Origin of the sequence: Mesoflavibacter sp. CH_XMU1422-2 (assembly GCF_037029245.1) — a bacterium.
GTDB classification, from domain to species: Bacteria; Bacteroidota; Bacteroidia; order Flavobacteriales; family Flavobacteriaceae; genus Mesoflavibacter; species Mesoflavibacter zeaxanthinifaciens.
In genome coordinates this window covers 36405-54075 of sequence record NZ_JAYMEE010000001.1, presented here as the reverse complement: position 1 = coordinate 54075, position 17671 = coordinate 36405, and the positions used below count along the sequence as shown (strand labels likewise).

17 protein-coding genes are annotated in these 17671 nt (G+C 33.1%); 12 read left to right on the top strand and 5 right to left on the bottom strand.

Features of this window, described 5'->3' with window-relative positions:
* Positions 1–80: 80 nt before the first annotated feature.
* Both WA340_RS00270 and WA340_RS00265 read right to left on the bottom strand, forming a co-directional pair.
* Positions 81–2582, bottom strand: a complete 2502-nt coding sequence (locus tag WA340_RS00270) for a DUF5686 and carboxypeptidase-like regulatory domain-containing protein (RefSeq protein WP_336126806.1) — start codon at positions 2580–2582, stop codon at positions 81–83.
* A 78-nt stretch (positions 2583–2660) separates the two neighbouring features.
* The gene (locus WA340_RS00265) at positions 2661–3638 is read right to left on the bottom strand and encodes a pyruvate dehydrogenase complex E1 component subunit beta (RefSeq protein WP_336126804.1); all 978 of its coding nucleotides are present in this window, start codon (positions 3636–3638) and stop codon (positions 2661–2663) included.
* A gap of 241 nt (positions 3639–3879) precedes the next feature.
* Here WA340_RS00265 and WA340_RS00260 point away from each other — a divergent pair, with 241 nt between their 5' ends.
* From WA340_RS00260 to lspA, 12 genes are all read left to right on the top strand, one after another.
* Entirely contained in the window at positions 3880–4626 is a 747-nt protein-coding gene (locus tag WA340_RS00260; protein WP_336126802.1) for an electron transfer flavoprotein subunit beta/FixA family protein, read from the top strand.
* Positions 4627–4673: 47 nt separating this feature from the next.
* Positions 4674–5636 carry an electron transfer flavoprotein subunit alpha/FixB family protein gene (locus WA340_RS00255; protein ID WP_336126800.1) on the top strand — a complete coding sequence of 321 codons (963 nt, stop codon included), beginning with the start codon at positions 4674–4676 and terminating at the stop codon, positions 5634–5636.
* Positions 5637–5750: 114 nt separating this feature from the next.
* The gene (locus tag WA340_RS00250) at positions 5751–6368 is read left to right on the top strand and encodes a bifunctional nuclease family protein (protein ID WP_336126798.1); all 618 of its coding nucleotides are present in this window, start codon (positions 5751–5753) and stop codon (positions 6366–6368) included.
* A gap of 16 nt (positions 6369–6384) precedes the next feature.
* Positions 6385–8076, top strand: coding sequence for a NupC/NupG family nucleoside CNT transporter (locus tag WA340_RS00245; protein WP_336126796.1), 1692 nt, complete (start codon positions 6385–6387; stop codon positions 8074–8076).
* A 210-nt stretch (positions 8077–8286) separates the two neighbouring features.
* Positions 8287–9111: a thymidylate synthase gene (locus tag WA340_RS00240; protein ID WP_336065454.1), complete on the top strand. Its 825-nt coding sequence runs from the start codon at positions 8287–8289 to the stop codon at positions 9109–9111.
* 11 nt (positions 9112–9122) lie between these two features.
* A complete protein-coding gene (locus WA340_RS00235; RefSeq protein ID WP_336126794.1) occupies positions 9123–10034 on the top strand; it encodes a dihydrofolate reductase in 912 nt (303 codons plus the stop codon).
* 20 nt (positions 10035–10054) lie between these two features.
* The gene (locus WA340_RS00230) at positions 10055–10639 is read left to right on the top strand and encodes a Crp/Fnr family transcriptional regulator (protein ID WP_336126792.1); all 585 of its coding nucleotides are present in this window, start codon (positions 10055–10057) and stop codon (positions 10637–10639) included.
* 96 nt (positions 10640–10735) lie between these two features.
* Positions 10736–11089, top strand: a complete 354-nt coding sequence (locus WA340_RS00225) for a nuclear transport factor 2 family protein (RefSeq protein WP_336126790.1) — start codon at positions 10736–10738, stop codon at positions 11087–11089.
* 28 nt (positions 11090–11117) lie between these two features.
* On the top strand, positions 11118–11681 hold the full coding sequence (locus WA340_RS00220) for a YceI family protein (RefSeq protein ID WP_336126789.1): 564 nt from the start codon (positions 11118–11120) through the stop codon (positions 11679–11681).
* Between the two features lie 109 nt (positions 11682–11790).
* The gene (locus tag WA340_RS00215; RefSeq protein ID WP_336126787.1) at positions 11791–13347 is read left to right on the top strand and encodes an NAD(P)/FAD-dependent oxidoreductase; all 1557 of its coding nucleotides are present in this window, start codon (positions 11791–11793) and stop codon (positions 13345–13347) included.
* A 261-nt stretch (positions 13348–13608) separates the two neighbouring features.
* Positions 13609–14502 (top strand): ACP S-malonyltransferase, encoded by an 894-nt coding sequence (fabD, locus tag WA340_RS00210; RefSeq protein WP_336126786.1) that lies wholly within the window; start codon positions 13609–13611, stop codon positions 14500–14502.
* Positions 14502–14987, top strand: a complete 486-nt coding sequence (gene lspA / locus WA340_RS00205; protein WP_336126784.1) for a signal peptidase II — start codon at positions 14502–14504, stop codon at positions 14985–14987. Before fabD ends, lspA begins: the two co-directional genes overlap by 1 nt.
* 43 nt (positions 14988–15030) lie before the next feature.
* On the opposite strand, the gene WA340_RS00200 is transcribed toward lspA, so the two are convergent.
* From WA340_RS00200 to WA340_RS00190, 3 genes are all read right to left on the bottom strand, one after another.
* The gene (locus WA340_RS00200; protein WP_336065479.1) at positions 15031–15222 is read right to left on the bottom strand and encodes a hypothetical protein; all 192 of its coding nucleotides are present in this window, start codon (positions 15220–15222) and stop codon (positions 15031–15033) included.
* 162 nt (positions 15223–15384) lie between these two features.
* Entirely contained in the window at positions 15385–16404 is a 1020-nt protein-coding gene (gene galE, locus WA340_RS00195; RefSeq protein ID WP_336126782.1) for a UDP-glucose 4-epimerase GalE, read from the bottom strand.
* 89 nt (positions 16405–16493) lie between these two features.
* Positions 16494–17636, bottom strand: a complete 1143-nt coding sequence (locus WA340_RS00190; RefSeq protein WP_336126950.1) for a DegT/DnrJ/EryC1/StrS family aminotransferase — start codon at positions 17634–17636, stop codon at positions 16494–16496.
* Positions 17637–17671 lie beyond the last annotated feature (35 nt).

The following is a 17671-nucleotide window of genomic DNA, read 5'->3' as shown; positions in this document are numbered from 1 at the left end:
TGATTATTTAGGTTTAGGCAAGAGAAAAGAGTTTGACTTTGGAAAATTGGTATAGTAACTTACATATAGCTTGCACTTTTTTAAAAATAAAAGCCAAAACTACCAGTTACACCAAATTTTCTGGCATCTGGATATAAAACAGGATCTGTGTAGTTACCTCTAAAGTTAAAATCTATTCTAAAGACTTTAAAAATGTTTCCTACACCAAAACTATACTCATAGTAAGGTTTTCTGTTTGGAGCTTCATAAATTAATCCTGAAGCGTTAATATTTCTGTTGTCTTGAGATATATTACCAATAACACCTCTTGCTCCTAGAATAGCTCTTAAATTATATTTTTTTAAGAATGGGATACGCGAAAATAATCTTCCGTTAAAGTTATGTTCTATATGAAGTGTTGCATATTCATCGGTAACAAACTCATAAAAATCAAGGTTTGAAAAAGTGTTATATATTGAAAAATAACTTTGGTTACCTGGTACAACACTTAACAAACCTAAAGGAACTTCTCCAAAAGTCTTACCTGCTTCTACGGTTGTGTACAGTCTACCAAAACCACCAATAGCCCAAGGTTGTGTATATGAAAATTGAACTTTAGTATAATCAAAATCACTATTTAAAATACTTTGATCGCCTATAGAAATCTGCGCAAAAAGCCTTGCAAAATCATCGTTTTTTGTTCTTCGTTCTACACCAAAACCTGTCATTTCTCTTTTTGGAAAATAAGATAAAGAGATTGCGGTTTCATATTGTTTTACTTCAGATTTTGTCGTTGTTTGAGTTGCGTCTGTATAATAATCTAAACTAAATGTGTTTGAAGCAGACTCTAAGGTTCGGTAACTTCCGCTTAAACGAGTTACAAAGTTTCTTAATGGTTCTGCTTCTATTGCTAAAGTACTTAGGTTAATATTGGTTAATTTATCATTTATTCCTGTTCCAACAACGGATGAACTTGCCAAACTTCGTCCTAAAACATCTGTGCTATTAGTTAGACTTGCACCTATTTGTTCTACATCACGACGGTTTCCTCCAGAAATTATCAATCTGCTTTTTTTATCTAATAGCCATTTTCCTGAAATACCATATTTAAACTTATTGTCTCTAAAACCGTACGCTGTAAATCCTTCTATACGCCATAAATCATTTTGCCCAAAATAAGTACGTCCGCCAGCTCTTAATCTAACACCTTCAACTTCATTATAACCAAAGGTTGAAAATATAGGTCCGTAGTCTAAATTTAAATCATCAAACTCTATATAACCAGATGCCAAAATGCTTCCTAAGTTGTAAAGTCTTTTAAATTTTTTAGTCTTTTTTAAAGAATCTAACATGACGTAAACACCTTTTTCGTCTTTACTTAAGGACTCCATACGGTTTTTATCCCAAAAACTATCATCTTGATTATAGATATCTTCATCAAAGCTGTAAACTTTTTGCTTGTAAAACTTAGGATCTTTTTCTTTATCAAACTTGTAATTATCGTAAAGTGTGGTACGTTTTCCGTAAATTCCTCTAGATTTTTCCTTCTTATTAAAGGCAAAATCTGACATAAAATAATCTCTTTTTATTAAAAAGACTGAATCGTTTAACACTTCAAAATCTTGCTCTATATAAATTTCTTTCACCCAATTTATATTGGCGCTTTTAGAGGCTTGCATGTTGATGTTTTTTAATGCAAATGTGGTATCTGCCACCCAAAAATCGCCTTTAAAAGTAAGTTCGTTTTTACGTCTAGGATAATAAATAATATTATAACACCATTTGTTATCAATATATGCACTATCTGAAAGGACATAATTATACGTTTGTATTCCGGTACGAGAGATTGGACTAACAAAACTTTTATCAAAAAACTTTAAATAGTTATCGTATACATCATAGTCTGAATACAAATCGTCTACAAAGTCAATAATTACCTGGTTATTACTAAATCCTGAGTTTTTATTTCCTTTTAAAATTTCTCGTTTTTCATTAATTACATTATCACCGTAAACCTCACTAGCAGCTTCGTTAATAAACATTGGTAAATACGTTTTACCTGTAACTTTAGAAGTATCTACTTGATCAAATACAAACTCCATACCTTTAAACAACTTACTATCTATTAGCGAACTATCTATGGTGTTAAGGTCAAATTCTACCTTTTCGTATTTATCATATTGGTATTGTTTGTACTGTTTAAGTCCATTACTACGTTTATTTGCCCAAATTTTTCTTAGAATATCAATCGCAGGATTATTTTTTTTAGGTTGTTTACCAGAGACAATAACAACTTCATCTAATGCAGCAGCTTCTTCTTTAAGCGTCACCTTTAACTTATAAGTTACTCTTTTTTCAAGTTGAATTTCTTGAGTTTCAAAACCAATAAAAGATATTTTTAATACGTCCCAATTGTTTTCATCTTCAATATAGAATGTGCCTTCTTCATTAGTTATTACTCCTATTGAAGAACCTTTAAAAATTACATTTGCAAAAGGCACCGGATTATTTGATGCGTCAAAAACTTGACCACTAACTTTGGTTTGTGCTAACGCAGAAATGATGCTAAAAAGAAAAAAAAGGGCAGAAAAAAGTTTATTCATTAATTTGGATTTATAAACAAAAAAACTTCATCAACAATCGTGCTAATGAAGTTTTGATATAACGAAAATAATAATTTTTTATTTGTACATCACTTTTTTAACAGCCTTTATCACATCGTTATGGTTTGGTAACCACTCTTCTAACAATACTGGACTGTAAGGTGCTGGTGTATCTGCAGTGTTTATTTTTACAATTGGTGCATCTAAAAAGTCAAATGCTTCGCTTTGTACAAGGTAAGTAATTTCAGTTGCTACGTTACCAAATGGCCAAGCTTCTTCTAAAACTACTAAACGGTTTGTTTTCTTTACAGATTCTAAAATAGCTTTTCTGTCCATTGGTCTAACTGTACGAAGATCTATAATTTCAACAGAGATTCCTTCTTTTTCAAGTTCGTCTGCAGCTTTGTAAGCTTCTTTTATAATTTTTCCAAAAGAAACGATGGTTACATCTGTTCCTTCACGCTTAATATCTGCCACACCTAATGGTATAGTGTATTCTCCTTCTGGCACTTCACCTTTATCACCATACATTTGTTCAGACTCCATAAAAATAACTGGATCGTCATCACGTATTGCAGATTTTAATAAACCTTTTGCATCATATGGGTTAGAAGGCACTACCACTTTTAAACCTGGTGTATTAGCAAACCAGCTTTCAAAAGCTTGACTATGTGTAGCTGCTAATTGTCCTGCAGAAGCTGTTGGACCTCTAAAAACAATTGGACATTTAAATTGTCCACCGGACATTTGTCTAATTTTTGCAGCGTTATTTATAATTTGGTCAATACCAACTAAAGAGAAGTTAAAGGTCATATATTCTACTATCGGTCTATTACCAGTCATGGTAGACCCAATAGCCACACCAGCAAAACCAAGCTCTGCAATTGGTGTATCAATAACACGTTTTGGACCAAACTCGTCCAACATACCTTTAGATGCTTTATAAGCACCATTATATTCTGCTACTTCTTCACCCATAAGGTAGATGCTTTCGTCACGACGCATTTCTTCGCTCATGGCTTCTGCAATAGCTTCTCTAAACTGTATTGTTTTCATTAAAATATCTATTTGAATTGCAAAAATAAGAATTAATAAAAAACTTACAGTAAAAGAATTCTTTAAAATTTATTATGCATGCATAGTAAATTTTAAAAATATTTCCATATCTTCGTAACCACAAGATTTTAGAGCGTTTTTTGCTTTAAAATTTCATAAAAAATTGCTGATTAACCCATGTTACTATAACGATTTAGTAGGTCTAAAGGCATAAATTTAAAAACTAAAAAAATTAAAAAATATGAAAATTTTAGTGTGTATTAGTCACGTACCAGACACTACTTCAAAAATTAATTTTACAGATGGAGACACAAAATTTGACACTAACGGTGTTCAATTTGTAATTAATCCTAATGACGAATTTGGTTTAACCAGAGCTATGTGGTTTAAAGAAAAACAAGGTGCTTCTGTAGACGTTGTTAACGTTGGAGGTCCAGAAACAGAACCTACACTAAGAAAAGCATTAGCTATAGGTGCAGATACTGCTATTAGAGTAAATGCAGAAGCTAAAGACGGCTATCAAGTTGCTAAAGAGTTAGCTAAAGTTGTAAAAGATGGCGGTTACGATTTAGTAATTGCAGGTAGAGAGTCTATTGATTATAACGGTGCAATGGTACCTGGTATGTTAGCAGAAATGGTTGACGCTAACTTTGTTACTAACTGCATTAGTCTTGAGGTAGATGGTACAAACGCTAAAGCTGTTAGAGAGATTGATGGTGGTAAAGAAAGTGTTTCTACTACATTACCTTTAGTAATCGGAGGACAAAAAGGTTTAGTTGAAGAGAGCGACTTACGTATACCAAATATGAGAGGTATTATGATGGCTAGAAAAAAACCTTTAAATGTAGTTGAACCTAGCGGTGCAAATACAGAAACTGGAACTGTAAAATTTGAAAAACCAGCTCCAAAAGGTGATGTAACTTTAGTTGCACCAGATAACTTAGACGAATTAGTTAACCTTTTACACAACGAAGCTAAAGTAATCTAATCTTTAGATTACGAAAATTAGTTTCAGAAATTAAAAATTTAAAAAACATGTCAATTTTAGTATATACAGAATCAGAAAACGGAACTTTTAAAAAAGCTGCTTTTGAGGTTGCATCATACGCTAAAGCGGTTGCAGACCAAATGGGCACAAGCGTTACTGCTGTTGCAGTTAATGTAAATGACACTTCAGAGTTAGGTAAATACGGTGTAGATAAAGTACTTAATGTATCTAACGATGGTTTAGCAAAGTTTAACGCAAAATCTTATGCTTCAGTTTTATCTCAAGCATCAAAGCAAGAAGGCTCAAAAGTTGTTGTGCTTTCTCAAAGTGCAGACAGTAAATATTTAGCACCATTATTATCTGTAGGATTAGACGCAGGATATGCATCTAATGTAGTAGCTGTTCCTACATCTACGTCTCCTTTTACAGTAAAACGTACTGCTTTTACAAATAAAGCATTCAACTTTACAACTATAGATACAGATGTAAAAATTGTTGGTGTATCAAACAACTCTTTTGGTTTAGTTGAAAACAGTGCAAGTGCTTCTTCTGAAGATTTTTCTCCGGAAATCGCTTCGTCTGGAGTTACTGTAGAGTCTGTAGATAAGGTAACAGACAAAGTAACTATTGCAGATGCAGAAATTGTAGTATCTGCTGGTCGTGGCTTAAAGGGTCCAGAAAACTGGGGAATGGTTGAAGAATTAGCAGACGTTTTAGGCGCAGCAACCGCATGCTCTAAACCAGTTTCTGACTTAGGCTGGAGACCTCATAGCGAACACGTTGGACAAACAGGAAAACCTGTTGCTTCTAACCTTTACATTGCTATTGGTATTAGTGGTGCCATCCAACATTTAGCTGGTATTAACGCCTCTAAAGTAAAAGTAGTAATCAACACAGATCCAGAAGCACCTTTCTTTAAAGCTGCAGATTATGGAGTTGTTGGTGACGCTTTTGAAGTCGTACCTCAACTTATAGAAAAATTAAAAGCTTTTAAAGCAGCAAACGCTTAATTTTTTTTAACTTTAAGTCTGATATAACAAGGACTGTTTAAATTTTGCACAAAAATCTAACCCTTACGGTTTGGTAAAGTCCTAATTTAAACAGTTCTTTGTGTTTTTGATTGCATGAGTTTAGTAAGACTAAATATTAAAGGAATTTCGTATAGCCAAACCCAAAATGGCGCCTATGCGCTTATCTTAAACGAGGTAGACGGCGACCGTAAATTACCTATCGTTATTGGTGCTTTTGAAGCACAATCTATAGCTATTGCTTTAGAAAAAGAAATTAAACCGCCTAGACCACTTACCCACGATTTATTTAAAAATTTTGCTGACCGTTTTGATATTGTGGTCAAACAAGTCATTATACACAAGTTGGTAGATGGTGTTTTCTACTCTTCATTAATCTGCGAGCGTGATAAAATTGAAGAAATTATAGACGCAAGAACCAGTGATGCCATTGCATTGGCACTTCGTTTTCAAGCTCCAATTTTTACTTACAAAAACATTTTAGACAAAGCCGGAATCTACTTAAAAGTAGACCCTAAGGACGAAAATGAAGACGAAGATGATGTATTAGTTAATGAAATAATTAACGAAGAATTAGAATTAGAAACCTCTTCTTCTGAAGACGAATTAAAGTCGAAAAGCTTAGAAGAACTTCATAAACTTTTAGATGAAGCTGTTAACAACGAAGACTACGAAAAGGCAGCAAAATTAAGAGACGAAATATCTAAAAGATAACTTACCCTTTTTACAAATGAAAAATTTTTTACTAGTTACAGCGACCATCATACTTGCATTAACCTCTAGTTTTGGACAAGACATTAGCAAAGATTGGTTGTTAAACTCAAGTAATACTTTTGCTTCAGATAGTACTGCAACAAAAATTTTAAAAGACGACATTTTATCACTAAACAAAGGTGCTTTTAAGCTAAATACAACTTCAGGAGATTACCTTTTTCAAAACAATCTTTTGGTATTTTATTATGACCAGCCTTACGAAGTTGTAAAAAAGTTTAAAGTAAAAACCTTAACCGATTCAACATTAGTACTATCTCAAAAAGAGAATATTTACAATTTTGTTGTAAAACCACAAACTGAAGCTCAAACCGCAGTTGCAGAAGCAGATCAAATCATTCCAAATCAAGGATTTTCTTTTACTAGCTTATGGCGTGGTGCTTTGGGCATGATTTCTTTAATCATTATTGCATTTCTATTTAGTAGTAACCGCAAGGCAATTGACTGGAAAATTGTTGGTATCGGACTCGCTTTTCAATTACTAATTGCAATTGGCGTTTTAAAAGTTGATTTTATCAAAAATGCTTTTGAATTTATTGGTGGACTTTTCGTCAGCGTTTTAGATTTTACTAGAGCTGGAAGTAAATTTTTATTTGAAGGTTTAGTAGTAGATATGGATACTTTCGGTTTTATCTTTGCCTTTCAAGTGTTACCAACTATTATTTTCTTTTCAGCATTAACATCTGTTCTTTTTTACCTAGGAATTATTCAAAAGGTAGTTAAAGGAATGGCTTGGTTATTATCAAAAGCCTTAAAAATTTCTGGAGCAGAAAGTCTATCTGTTGCTGGTAACATCTTTTTAGGACAAACCGAAGCACCTCTATTAATTAAGGCATACTTAGAAAAAATGAATAAGTCTGAGATGCTTCTTGTTATGATTGGTGGTATGGCTACTGTTGCTGGCGCTGTACTTGCCGCTTATATTGGTTTTTTAGGAGGTGAAGATGAAGCTTTACGCCTTTTCTATGCTAAACACTTATTAGCAGCATCCGTTATGGCTGCTCCAGGTGCTATTGTTATTTCAAAAATACTATATCCTCAAACCGAAAAAGTAAATACAGACGTTGAAGTGTCGCAAGAAAAAATTGGATCTAACATTTTAGATGCTATTGCCAACGGTACTACAGAAGGTTTAAGACTTGCTGTTAATGTTGGTGCTATGCTTTTAGTTTTTGTTGCTTTTATTGCAATGATTAATGGTATTTTAGGCTGGGTTGGAGATGTTACTACTTTTAACTCTTGGATTGCAGATAATACACCGTATCAAAATTTATCATTAGAACTTATTCTCGGTTATATCTTCTCTCCTCTTATGTGGTTAATTGGTGTTGCTAAAGAAGATATGGCTTTAATGGGACAACTTTTAGGAATTAAATTAGCTGCATCAGAATTTATTGGATACATTCAATTAGCAGACTTAAAAAACATAGCAAATCCTACACATTTAAAGTATGAAAAGTCAATTATTATGGCTACATATATGCTTTGTGGTTTTGCAAATTTTGCTTCTATCGGAATTCAAATTGGTGGTATTGGTTCTTTAGCACCTGGACAACGTAAAACATTATCGCAATTTGGTATAAAAGCTTTAATTGGAGGTACAATTGCTTCTCTAATATCAGCTACAATTGCAGGAATGATTATTGGTTAAAACAATTTCTGCGAAAGCAGAAATTTTTAAATCCAAGACGTAACTTTTTCATTTAAAATAGTAGTTAATAACTTTTAATATCTTAAAATCAATTAACTAATTAACTACATTGAATTTTGTTTATTTTCGTTTTTAGCTATTCCTTATTTCAAAATAACTAGCTATTTTTATAACTAAAAATGAGATTTCTGCTTTCGCAGAAATAGTATTATGAAGCAATATCACGACCTTGTAAAGCACGTTTTAGAACACGGCAACGCAAAAGAAGACCGTACAGGAACAGGTACCAAAAGTGTTTTTGGTTACCAAATGAGATTTGATTTAAGTGAAGGTTTCCCAATGGTAACCACAAAAAAACTTCACTTAAAATCTATTATCTATGAATTACTTTGGTTTTTAAAAGGCGATACCAACATTAACTATTTACAAGAAAATGGTGTAAGAATCTGGAACGAATGGGCTGACGAAAACGGAGACCTTGGTCCTGTTTACGGGCATCAATGGAGAAACTGGAATAGTGACGAGATTGACCAAATAAAAGAAGTTATAGATACACTAAAAAACAATCCAGATAGTAGACGTATGTTGGTTTCTGCTTGGAATCCTTCTGTAATGCCAGATACATCAAAAAGCTTTAGCGACAATGTAGCTAATGGCAAAGCAGCGTTACCACCATGTCATGCGTTTTTTCAGTTTTATGTGGCTAACGGTAAATTATCTTGCCAATTATATCAACGTAGTGCAGACATCTTTTTAGGTGTTCCTTTTAACATCGCGTCTTATGCTTTATTTACAATGATGATGGCACAAGTTTGTGGTTATGAAGCTGGTGAATTTATCCACACTTTCGGAGATGCCCATATTTACAATAACCATTTAGAGCAATTGGAACTGCAATTATCTAGAGACTGCAGACCATTACCAACAATGAAACTAAACCCTGACGTTAAAGATATTTTCGATTTTAAATTTGAAGATTTTACATTAGAAAATTACAATCCACATCCGCACATTAAAGGAGCTGTTGCTGTTTAATCACAAATTATATGTTCGGCAAAAAAAAACAAAAACCACAGATTGATAAAGAGCAATTAGAATTAATAAAAAATGCTCAACAACGTGTTAAACAAAAAAAACGTTTATACTATCACTTTGTTATTTTTTTAATTGGTGCTTTATTTTTAATCTTAGCTAATACTGTTTTAGGTATTGGTCAAGACCTTAAAATATTTGGTCAAGATTGGTTTGTCATTGCCATTATAGTTTGGTTATTCTTATTTGTTTTTCACTTATTTAATGTGTTTGTTACTCATAAATTTATGGGTAAAGACTGGGAAGAACAACAATTAGCAAAGCTAGTTGAAAAACAAAAAGCACGTATAGAAAAACTAAAATCGCAATTAGAAAAAGAAGATTTAACTATTGCCGAAAGCCAGTTATACAATCAAAAAAACAGCAAAGTAGTTAATAACCTAACCATGATTGTTGCTGCTGGAGAAAATAACGAAATAGGAAAAGACAACGACCTCATTTGGCATCTTCGTGATGATCTTAAACGTTTTAAAACATTAACCTCTGGTCACCATATTATCATGGGACGTAAAACTTTTGAAAGTTTTCCTAAACCATTACCAAACCGTACTCACGTTGTTATTACAAGACAAACACATTACAAAGTTCCGGAAGGTGTAATTGTAGTTAATAGTCTTGAAGATGTTATAAATATTGCTAAAAAAGATACGCAACCTTTTATTATTGGTGGCGGCGAAATCTATAAACAAGCCATGCCTTACGCTAGTAAAATTGAAATTACGCGTGTACATGCAAAGTTTCCTGAAGCCGATACGTTTTTTCCTGAAATTAATACATCTGAATTTAAAGAAACAGCTAATACATTTCATAAAAAAGACGAGCATCACGACTATGAATTTTCGTTTTTAACTTTTGAGAGAATTTAATTCTTGTAAAAATTACAAAAATGGAAAACAGCGCATTCCTTCAGTACACAAAAAAATATATCAAGCTTACTACTGAAGAAGAAGCTATCTTACTTTCTAATGTTGTTGTTCGCACCTATTTAAAAGACCAATACATAGTACAACAAGGCGATATTTGTAACAGTTCTAATTTTATTATTTCTGGATGCACAAAAACATTTTATATGGGTGCAGATGGACAAGAACATGTAGTGATGTTTTCTATTGAAGACTGGTGGACATCTGACCTTGGAAGTTTTATTGCTCAAAAACCAGCAGATTTTAATGTACAGTGTATAGAGAATACTACGGTAGTTCAATTTACTTATGAAAACTTAGAAAAACTCTATACACAAATCCCAAAATTAGAGCGCCTTTTTAGAAAAATTGTAGAACGTGCTCTTGTAGCTTCACAAAAAAGAGTGATTAGAAACTTTAGTCTTACCGCAAAAGAACGCTATGCTATTTTTAAAAAAACATATCCTAAAATAGACCAACGTGTACCGCAATATATGATTGCTTCTTACCTAGGAATTACCAAAGAGTTTTTAAGCAAAATTAAAAGTCAACTTATCAACGAGCAATAAAAGTTAATCTAGTTTAACTTCATTTAATAAACTACTTCATTTTTCACCTCTTATCTGTTTTAGACCTTTGTATCAACAAATTTAAAAACAGAAAAAATGAATACACTTTTAGAAAAAATCAGCTGTATAAATGATATGATTCTTCAAGGAAAAGCTATGGAAGCTTTTGAAGAATACTACCATGACGATGTTGTAATGCAAGAAAATGAAAACCCAGAAGTAGTTGGAAAAGACGCTAACCGTAAACGCGAAGAAGAGTTTTTTGGAGCAATTACAGACTTTAGAGGTGCAAAACCTTTAAAAGTAACTGTTGGAGAAAACACAACTATGGTCGAGTGGCATTTTGATTACACACACAAAGATTGGGGAATTAGAAACTACACTCAAGTAGCAGTACAAGACTGGAAAGACGGTAAAATTGTAAAAGAAAAATTTTACTACGCAGGATAAACAATAATAAACTTAAAAAACAAAACACATGAAAAAATTAACAGGAATTGTGCTTATAGCATTAGTATTATTATCATTCACCACAATTGATGGTAAAAAAGAAATCAAAACAGGAGACAGTAAAGTAGTATGGAAAGGTTACAAAGTAACTGGATCTCATGAAGGAACAATAGACATCAAATCAGGTTTCTTAAACTTTAGTGAAGATGTATTAACAGGTGGCGAGTTTACAATAGATATGACAACGCTTTCTAACACAGACTTAGAAGGAGAATATAAAGGAAAATTAGAAGGTCACTTAAAATCTGACGACTTTTTTGGAGTAGAAAAATACCCAACTGCAACTTTAAAATTTACTAAAGTAAAATCTGTAAGTAAAAACGCTTACAAAGTAACAGGAGATATAACTATTAAAGGAAAAACAGAATCTATCACTTTTGACCTTTCTGTTTATGGTAACAAAGCTAACGCTGCTTTAAAAATTGACAGAACTAAATTTGATGTTAGATATGGTTCTACTAGCTTCTTTGATGGTTTAAAAGACAAAGCTATTTATGACGAATTTGATATCGTTGCAGATTTAGAGTTTTAATTAAAACTTTAAATACACATTAAAAAAAGCATAAGGTTTCTTATGCTTTTTTTATTTAAAACGAAAAGTAAAAAATCACTTTCAACTAAATTTTACCTAATTTCGCAGTATGGTAAAAGACATTCAACTTCGTGTTTCTCTTAAAGAAGAGGAAATCCCAGATATATTATTAATTAAATCTGCGGAATGGTTGTCTATACCGCGTGAAGACATTTCAGGCATTAAAATACTACGTAAATCTATCGATGCACGTAAACCTAAAATTATCTTCAACTATAAAGTGTCTGTCTTTATAAAAGAACCAGTTCCAGAAACTTCCGACTATCACTTTGAATACAAAGACGTTTCTAATTCCAAACCTGTTCATATTATTGGTTTTGGTCCTGCTGGTATGTATGCAGCGTTGCGCTGTGTAGAACTAGGTTATAAACCTATAGTTTTAGAACGTGGTGCTAATGTGCAAGACAGACGTCGCGATCTAAAAGCCATAAATCAAGATCATTTTGTAAATGAAGATTCTAATTACTGTTTTGGCGAAGGTGGCGCAGGTACATATTCTGACGGAAAACTATACACACGTAGTTTAAAACGTGGTGATGTACGTCGTATTTTTGAAAATCTTGTTTTTCATGGTGCTACGGATCAGATTCTGGTCGATGCTCATCCACATATTGGGACTAATAAACTACCAAAAGTCGTTCAAAATATTAGACAAACTATTTTAGATTTTGGTGGCGAAATTCATTTTAATACTCGCGTTACCGATTTCATTATAAAAAACGAAAAAATAGTTGCTCTTCAACTTAACAATGGTAACGAATTAACTACCGAAAAAGTAATTCTAGCAACAGGTCATTCTGCGAGAGATATTTTTTATTTATTAGACAGAAAAAATATAGCAATTGAAGCTAAAAGTTTTGCAATGGGTGTACGTGCAGAACATCCGCAGCAGATTATTGATAACATTCAATATCACTGTTCTGGCGAAAGACATCCATTATTACCAGCTGCTTCATACAGTTTAGTGCAGCAAGTAAATGGACGAGGCGTATACAGTTTTTGTATGTGTCCTGGCGGATTTATTGTACCCGCAGCAACAGCAAATGGCGAAGTTGTAGTAAACGGCATGTCGCCTTCTAGACGAAATAATAAATTTGCAAATTCTGGTATTGTTGTTGAAATTAATGCGGATAAAGATTTACATAAATACGAACAATTTGGCGCTTTAAAAGCACTAGAATTTCAAAAAGATTTTGAAAAATTAGCCTTTACTTCTGGTAATCGTGATCAAACTGCGCCAGCACAACGTATGACCGATTTTGTAGAAGGTAGATTATCTTCAACTTTAAATGAAACATCATACCAACCAGGTATAAAAAGTGCGCCTTTACACAGTTTATTTCCTAAAATTATAGGAAGTACTTTACGTAAAGGATTTAAAGCTTTTGGTGATAAAATGAAAGGCTATTACACCGAAGAAGCTAATATTATTGGTGTAGAATCGCGTACCTCATCACCAGTTAGTATTCCAAGAACAGACCAATTACATCATCCAGAAATCACCAATTTATACCCTTGCGGTGAAGGTGCTGGTTATGCTGGCGGAATTATTAGCGCAGCTATGGATGGCGAACGCTGTGCAGAAGCTGCTACTGGGAATTTGTGAATTATAGAATCAAGAACATAGACAAAAGAGCATAGAGACAAGAACCTAGATTTGTTCTAATATTTTAAATCAATTTAACATAATTCTCGATACAACGCTTCTATCGTCGCGCCACTCGAACTGACGTCATGTAGTTATTAATTTTCATCACTTCTAGTGATTTATGAAGTATGAACAAATTGTATCGAGAAGCTTTAAAATCAATAGTTTTCTTTAATATTTTATTCCTATTTTTGCTCAATAATTAAGAAACTAAATTTAATGAAAGCATATATTTTTCCTGGTCAAGGTGCTCAGTTTACTGGTATGGGACTTGATTTATACGAAAACACTCCAGAAGCTCAACATTTATTTGAAGATGCCAACTCAATTTTAGGGTTTAACATCACAGATATTATGTTTGAAGGTACTGCAGACCAATTAAAAGAAACTAAAGTAACTCAACCAGCTATCTTTTTACATTCGGTAATTTTAGCAAAAACTTTAGGTGATAGCTTTAAACCAGATATGGTCGCTGGTCACTCTTTAGGTGAATTTTCTGCATTAGTAGCAAACGGAGCATTAAGCTTTGAAGATGGTTTAAAATTAGTATCACAACGTGCTATGGCTATGCAAAAAGCTTGCGAAATCCAGCCAAGTACTATGGCGGCTGTTTTAGGTTTAGAAGACAAATTAGTTGAAGATATTTGTGCAAAAACCGAAGGTGTTGTTGTTGCTGCTAACTACAACTGTCCAGGTCAATTAGTGATCTCTGGAGAAGTAGAAGCAATTAATCGTGCATGTGAAGCTATGAAAGAAGCTGGCGCAAGACGTGCTTTAGTACTACCTGTTGGTGGCGCATTTCACTCTCCAATGATGGAACCAGCTAGAGAAGAATTAGCTGCAGCAATAGAAAACACAACGTTTAGCAAACCTAATTGCCCAATATACCAAAACGTAACAGCTAGCGCTATTATAGATGAAACAGAAATTAAGGCTAATTTAATTTCGCAATTAACAGCGCCTGTACGTTGGACACAATCTGTACAACAAATGATTGCTGATGGTGCTACACTTTTTACTGAAGTTGGTCCTGGAAAAGTTTTACAAGGCTTAGTAAAAAAGATTGATAGATCTGCTGAAACTGAATCTGCAACAATTAGTACAGAGCAATAATGAGCGCAAGAAACATACTTATTACTGCATTAATTTTTCTTAACATTGCTATTGACCAAATCTCTAAGTTTATTGTTAGAGCTGAAGTCGGAAAAGGTAGTGTTAGTGAAATTTTTGGTGATGTATTTACACTACATAATGTTGAAAATAAAGGTGCTTTTTTAGGTATGGGTAGCGACTTTAGTCCTGCTTTACGTATTACACTTCTATTAATTTTACCAATATTAGTGTTAGCTTTTGTGCTTAGGCACATTATTAAAGACAAAACCATGAACATGTTTACATTAGTTGGTTTTTGTTGTATAATTGGTGGCGGTATAGCAAATGTTTACGACCGTATTGTTTATGGATCTGTTACCGACTTCTTACATTTAGATTTTGGTGGTTTTTTAAGAACCGGAATATTTAACCTTGCAGATGTTTCTGTAATGGTAGGAATGGGTTGTTTGATTGTAGGTAGCTTTAAAAAGAAAAAAGAAGCTTAAAATTATATAAAAAAGCCTCGAAAATTTCGAGGCTTTTTTTATGCTATCTAGCTAAGTTGCAATCTGCGCAATCTTTAACTTCTCCGTAGTACGTTTCGCGATATTTGTGTAATGTTTTAAAAGGAATACCTAATAAGTGTTTTTTAATATAGGTTACTTTTGCAGTTAATTTACCCATTTTTGGTGTAAATCTATCTTCGTGTTTTGTTTGTCTTTTGACAGTAATCAGTTTCATTGTTGTATCATTTGCATTAGCTACAAAGAAAGCAAGAATATTGACCAATCACGAATTTTAAACATTAAAATATTGTTAATCAGGTAATTAATAAAATATATTTAACGATTTAGTGTAATACTTACGTATTTGACAATTTAACACCGAATAATTTATAATATTTTAATCTGAATTTAGGCTTTTTTGCCACTTCCAAGCAGATGTCATAGCATCATCAAGAGTTGATTCTGCTTTCCAACCTAGAATTTGGTTGGCTTTTTTAGTATCTGCATACGCAGAAATCACATCTCCTTCTCTTCTATTAGCAATCTTATAATTCAATTTTTCACCTGAAACACGCTCAAAAGACTGAATGACTTCTAACACGCTACTTCCTTTACCTGTTCCTAAATTAAAATACTCGTAATTACTTGTATTATTAGATTCTAACAAGCGTTGCAAAGCAACAACGTGTGCTTTAGCAATGTCTACCACATGAATATAATCTCTTATACACGTCCCATCTGGTGTTGGATAGTCGTCACCAAAAACAGATAGTTGTTCGCGTATTCCAACACCTGTTTGTGTTATAAATGGCACTAAGTTTTGCGGCACACCAATTGGTAACTCTCCTATTTTTGCTGTTGGATGCGCGCCAATAGGATTAAAATAACGTAAAGCTATTGCGTTTAAATTTGGTGTGACTTTACAGGTGTCTTTAATAATTTCTTCTCCTATTTGTTTGGTATTACCGTAAGGTGATTCAGCTGGTTTTATTGGTGCGTTTTCTGAAATTGGTAACTCATCTGCTTGACCATAAACGGTACAAGACGAACTAAAGATGAAATTAGATTGCTCTAATTTTGTTAATTCTTGCAACACATAAACCAAAGTGTTTATATTATTTTCATAATACATTAACGGTTGTTCTACACTTTCTCCAACTGCTTTACTTGCTGCAAAATGTATAACACCAACTATATCTTGATGGTTTAAAAAGAATTCTTGGACTTTAGATTTTTCTTTTAAATCTAGATTTTCAAATTGTGGCGCTTTACCTGTAATACTTACAATACCGTCTAATACTTTTATTGATGAATTTGATAAATTATCAATTATAACGACTTCAAAACCTTTGTTTTGAAGCTCGACTACAGTATGAGATCCGATAAATCCTAATCCTCCTGTTACTAGTACCTTCATTGGCTGGAATGTGCGTTAGGGATTGAGCAATTGTTGGAGCACATCTTTGATTACGACTTGCGAAAGCCCGACCCTTTATGGGTAACGCCCTAATTATTTGCTATAAATTCTTTAATCTTTGTTGTAATAAATTCAATTTGATCGTCTTCTAATTCGGTATGCATTGGTAAAGAAATAACTTGTTTTACCAACTGGTTAGTGACTGTAAAATCTGCTTCGTTGTACCTGCTATCTTGATACGCTTTTTGTTTGTGTAAAGGTATTGGATAGTAGACACCGCAAGGGATATCGTGACTATTTAGATATTTTACCAACGCATCTCTATCTACATTTTCTAATTTTAATGTGTATTGATGAAACACGTGACAATCGCAAGTATCACAAATACCTTCGCAATTATTTACGGTTTTAGGCAATGTAATTTGTGGTACGTCTTTTAAGGCTGCATTGTACTTTCTTGCTGCGTCACGACGTGCTTGATTATAATTATCTAAATGTGGTAATTTGGCATCTAAAACTGCTGCTTGGATTGAGTCTAAACGCGAATTTACACCGACTACATCATGGTGATAACGCTCGTACATTCCGTGATTTACAATACCTCTAATGGTATGTGCTAAATCGTCATCGTTTGTAAAAATAGCGCCGCCATCTCCGTAACAACCTAAATTTTTAGATGGGAAAAATGATGTTGACGCCACATGACCTATCGTACCTGCTTTTGCTTTTGTACCATCTTGGTATGTGTAGTTAGCTCCTATAGCTTGCGCATTATCTTCTATAACATAAAGGTTATGCTCTTTAGCTATTTGCATTATCGCTTCCATGTTAGCACATTGACCAAACAAATGTACTGGCACAATTGCTTTTGTTTTAGGCGTAATTGCCTTTTTAATAGCTTCGATATCGATATTAAAATTATCTGGATCTACATCTACTAAAACTGGTGTTAATTTTAAAAGCGCAATAACTTCTACGGTTGCAGCGAAGGTGAAATCGGCTGTAATGACCTCATCACCTTGCTCTAAACCTAATCCCATCATTGCTATTTGTAACGCATCTGTACCATTTGCACATGGTATAACATGCTTTACACCTAAATAATTTTCTAAGTTTTTTTGAAATTGATGTACTTTAGGACCATTAATAAAAGCTGTATTATCAATAATCTCTTGTATAGAAGTATCTACTTCTTGTTTTATATCTGCGTATTGACCTTTAAGGTCAACCATTTGTATTTTTTTCACTCGATTTTAATTTATAATCG

Excerpts from the sequence above, each read along its gene's own strand:
- fabD (WP_336126786.1), top strand. The coding sequence starts at position 13,609 with ATGAAAGCATATATTTTTCCTGGTCAAGGTGCTCAGTTTACTGGTATG.
- WA340_RS00230 (WP_336126792.1), top strand. The coding sequence starts at position 10,055 with ATGGAAAACAGCGCATTCCTTCAGTACACAAAAAAATATATCAAGCTT.
- WA340_RS00245 (WP_336126796.1), top strand. The coding sequence starts at position 6,385 with ATGAAAAATTTTTTACTAGTTACAGCGACCATCATACTTGCATTAACC.
- WA340_RS00270 (WP_336126806.1), bottom strand. The coding sequence starts at position 2,582 with ATGAATAAACTTTTTTCTGCCCTTTTTTTTCTTTTTAGCATCATTTCT.
- galE (WP_336126782.1), bottom strand. The coding sequence starts at position 16,404 with ATGAAGGTACTAGTAACAGGAGGATTAGGATTTATCGGATCTCATACT.
- WA340_RS00190 (WP_336126950.1), bottom strand. The coding sequence starts at position 17,636 with ATGGTTGACCTTAAAGGTCAATACGCAGATATAAAACAAGAAGTAGAT.
- WA340_RS00235 (WP_336126794.1), top strand. The coding sequence starts at position 9,123 with ATGTTCGGCAAAAAAAAACAAAAACCACAGATTGATAAAGAGCAATTA.
- WA340_RS00225 (WP_336126790.1), top strand. The coding sequence starts at position 10,736 with ATGAATACACTTTTAGAAAAAATCAGCTGTATAAATGATATGATTCTT.
- WA340_RS00220 (WP_336126789.1), top strand. The coding sequence starts at position 11,118 with ATGAAAAAATTAACAGGAATTGTGCTTATAGCATTAGTATTATTATCA.
- WA340_RS00260 (WP_336126802.1), top strand. The coding sequence starts at position 3,880 with ATGAAAATTTTAGTGTGTATTAGTCACGTACCAGACACTACTTCAAAA.
- WA340_RS00240 (WP_336065454.1), top strand. The coding sequence starts at position 8,287 with ATGAAGCAATATCACGACCTTGTAAAGCACGTTTTAGAACACGGCAAC.
- WA340_RS00200 (WP_336065479.1), bottom strand. The coding sequence starts at position 15,222 with ATGAAACTGATTACTGTCAAAAGACAAACAAAACACGAAGATAGATTT.
- WA340_RS00265 (WP_336126804.1), bottom strand. The coding sequence starts at position 3,638 with ATGAAAACAATACAGTTTAGAGAAGCTATTGCAGAAGCCATGAGCGAA.
- WA340_RS00250 (WP_336126798.1), top strand. The coding sequence starts at position 5,751 with ATGAGTTTAGTAAGACTAAATATTAAAGGAATTTCGTATAGCCAAACC.
- lspA (WP_336126784.1), top strand. The coding sequence starts at position 14,502 with ATGAGCGCAAGAAACATACTTATTACTGCATTAATTTTTCTTAACATT.
- WA340_RS00255 (WP_336126800.1), top strand. The coding sequence starts at position 4,674 with ATGTCAATTTTAGTATATACAGAATCAGAAAACGGAACTTTTAAAAAA.
- WA340_RS00215 (WP_336126787.1), top strand. The coding sequence starts at position 11,791 with ATGGTAAAAGACATTCAACTTCGTGTTTCTCTTAAAGAAGAGGAAATC.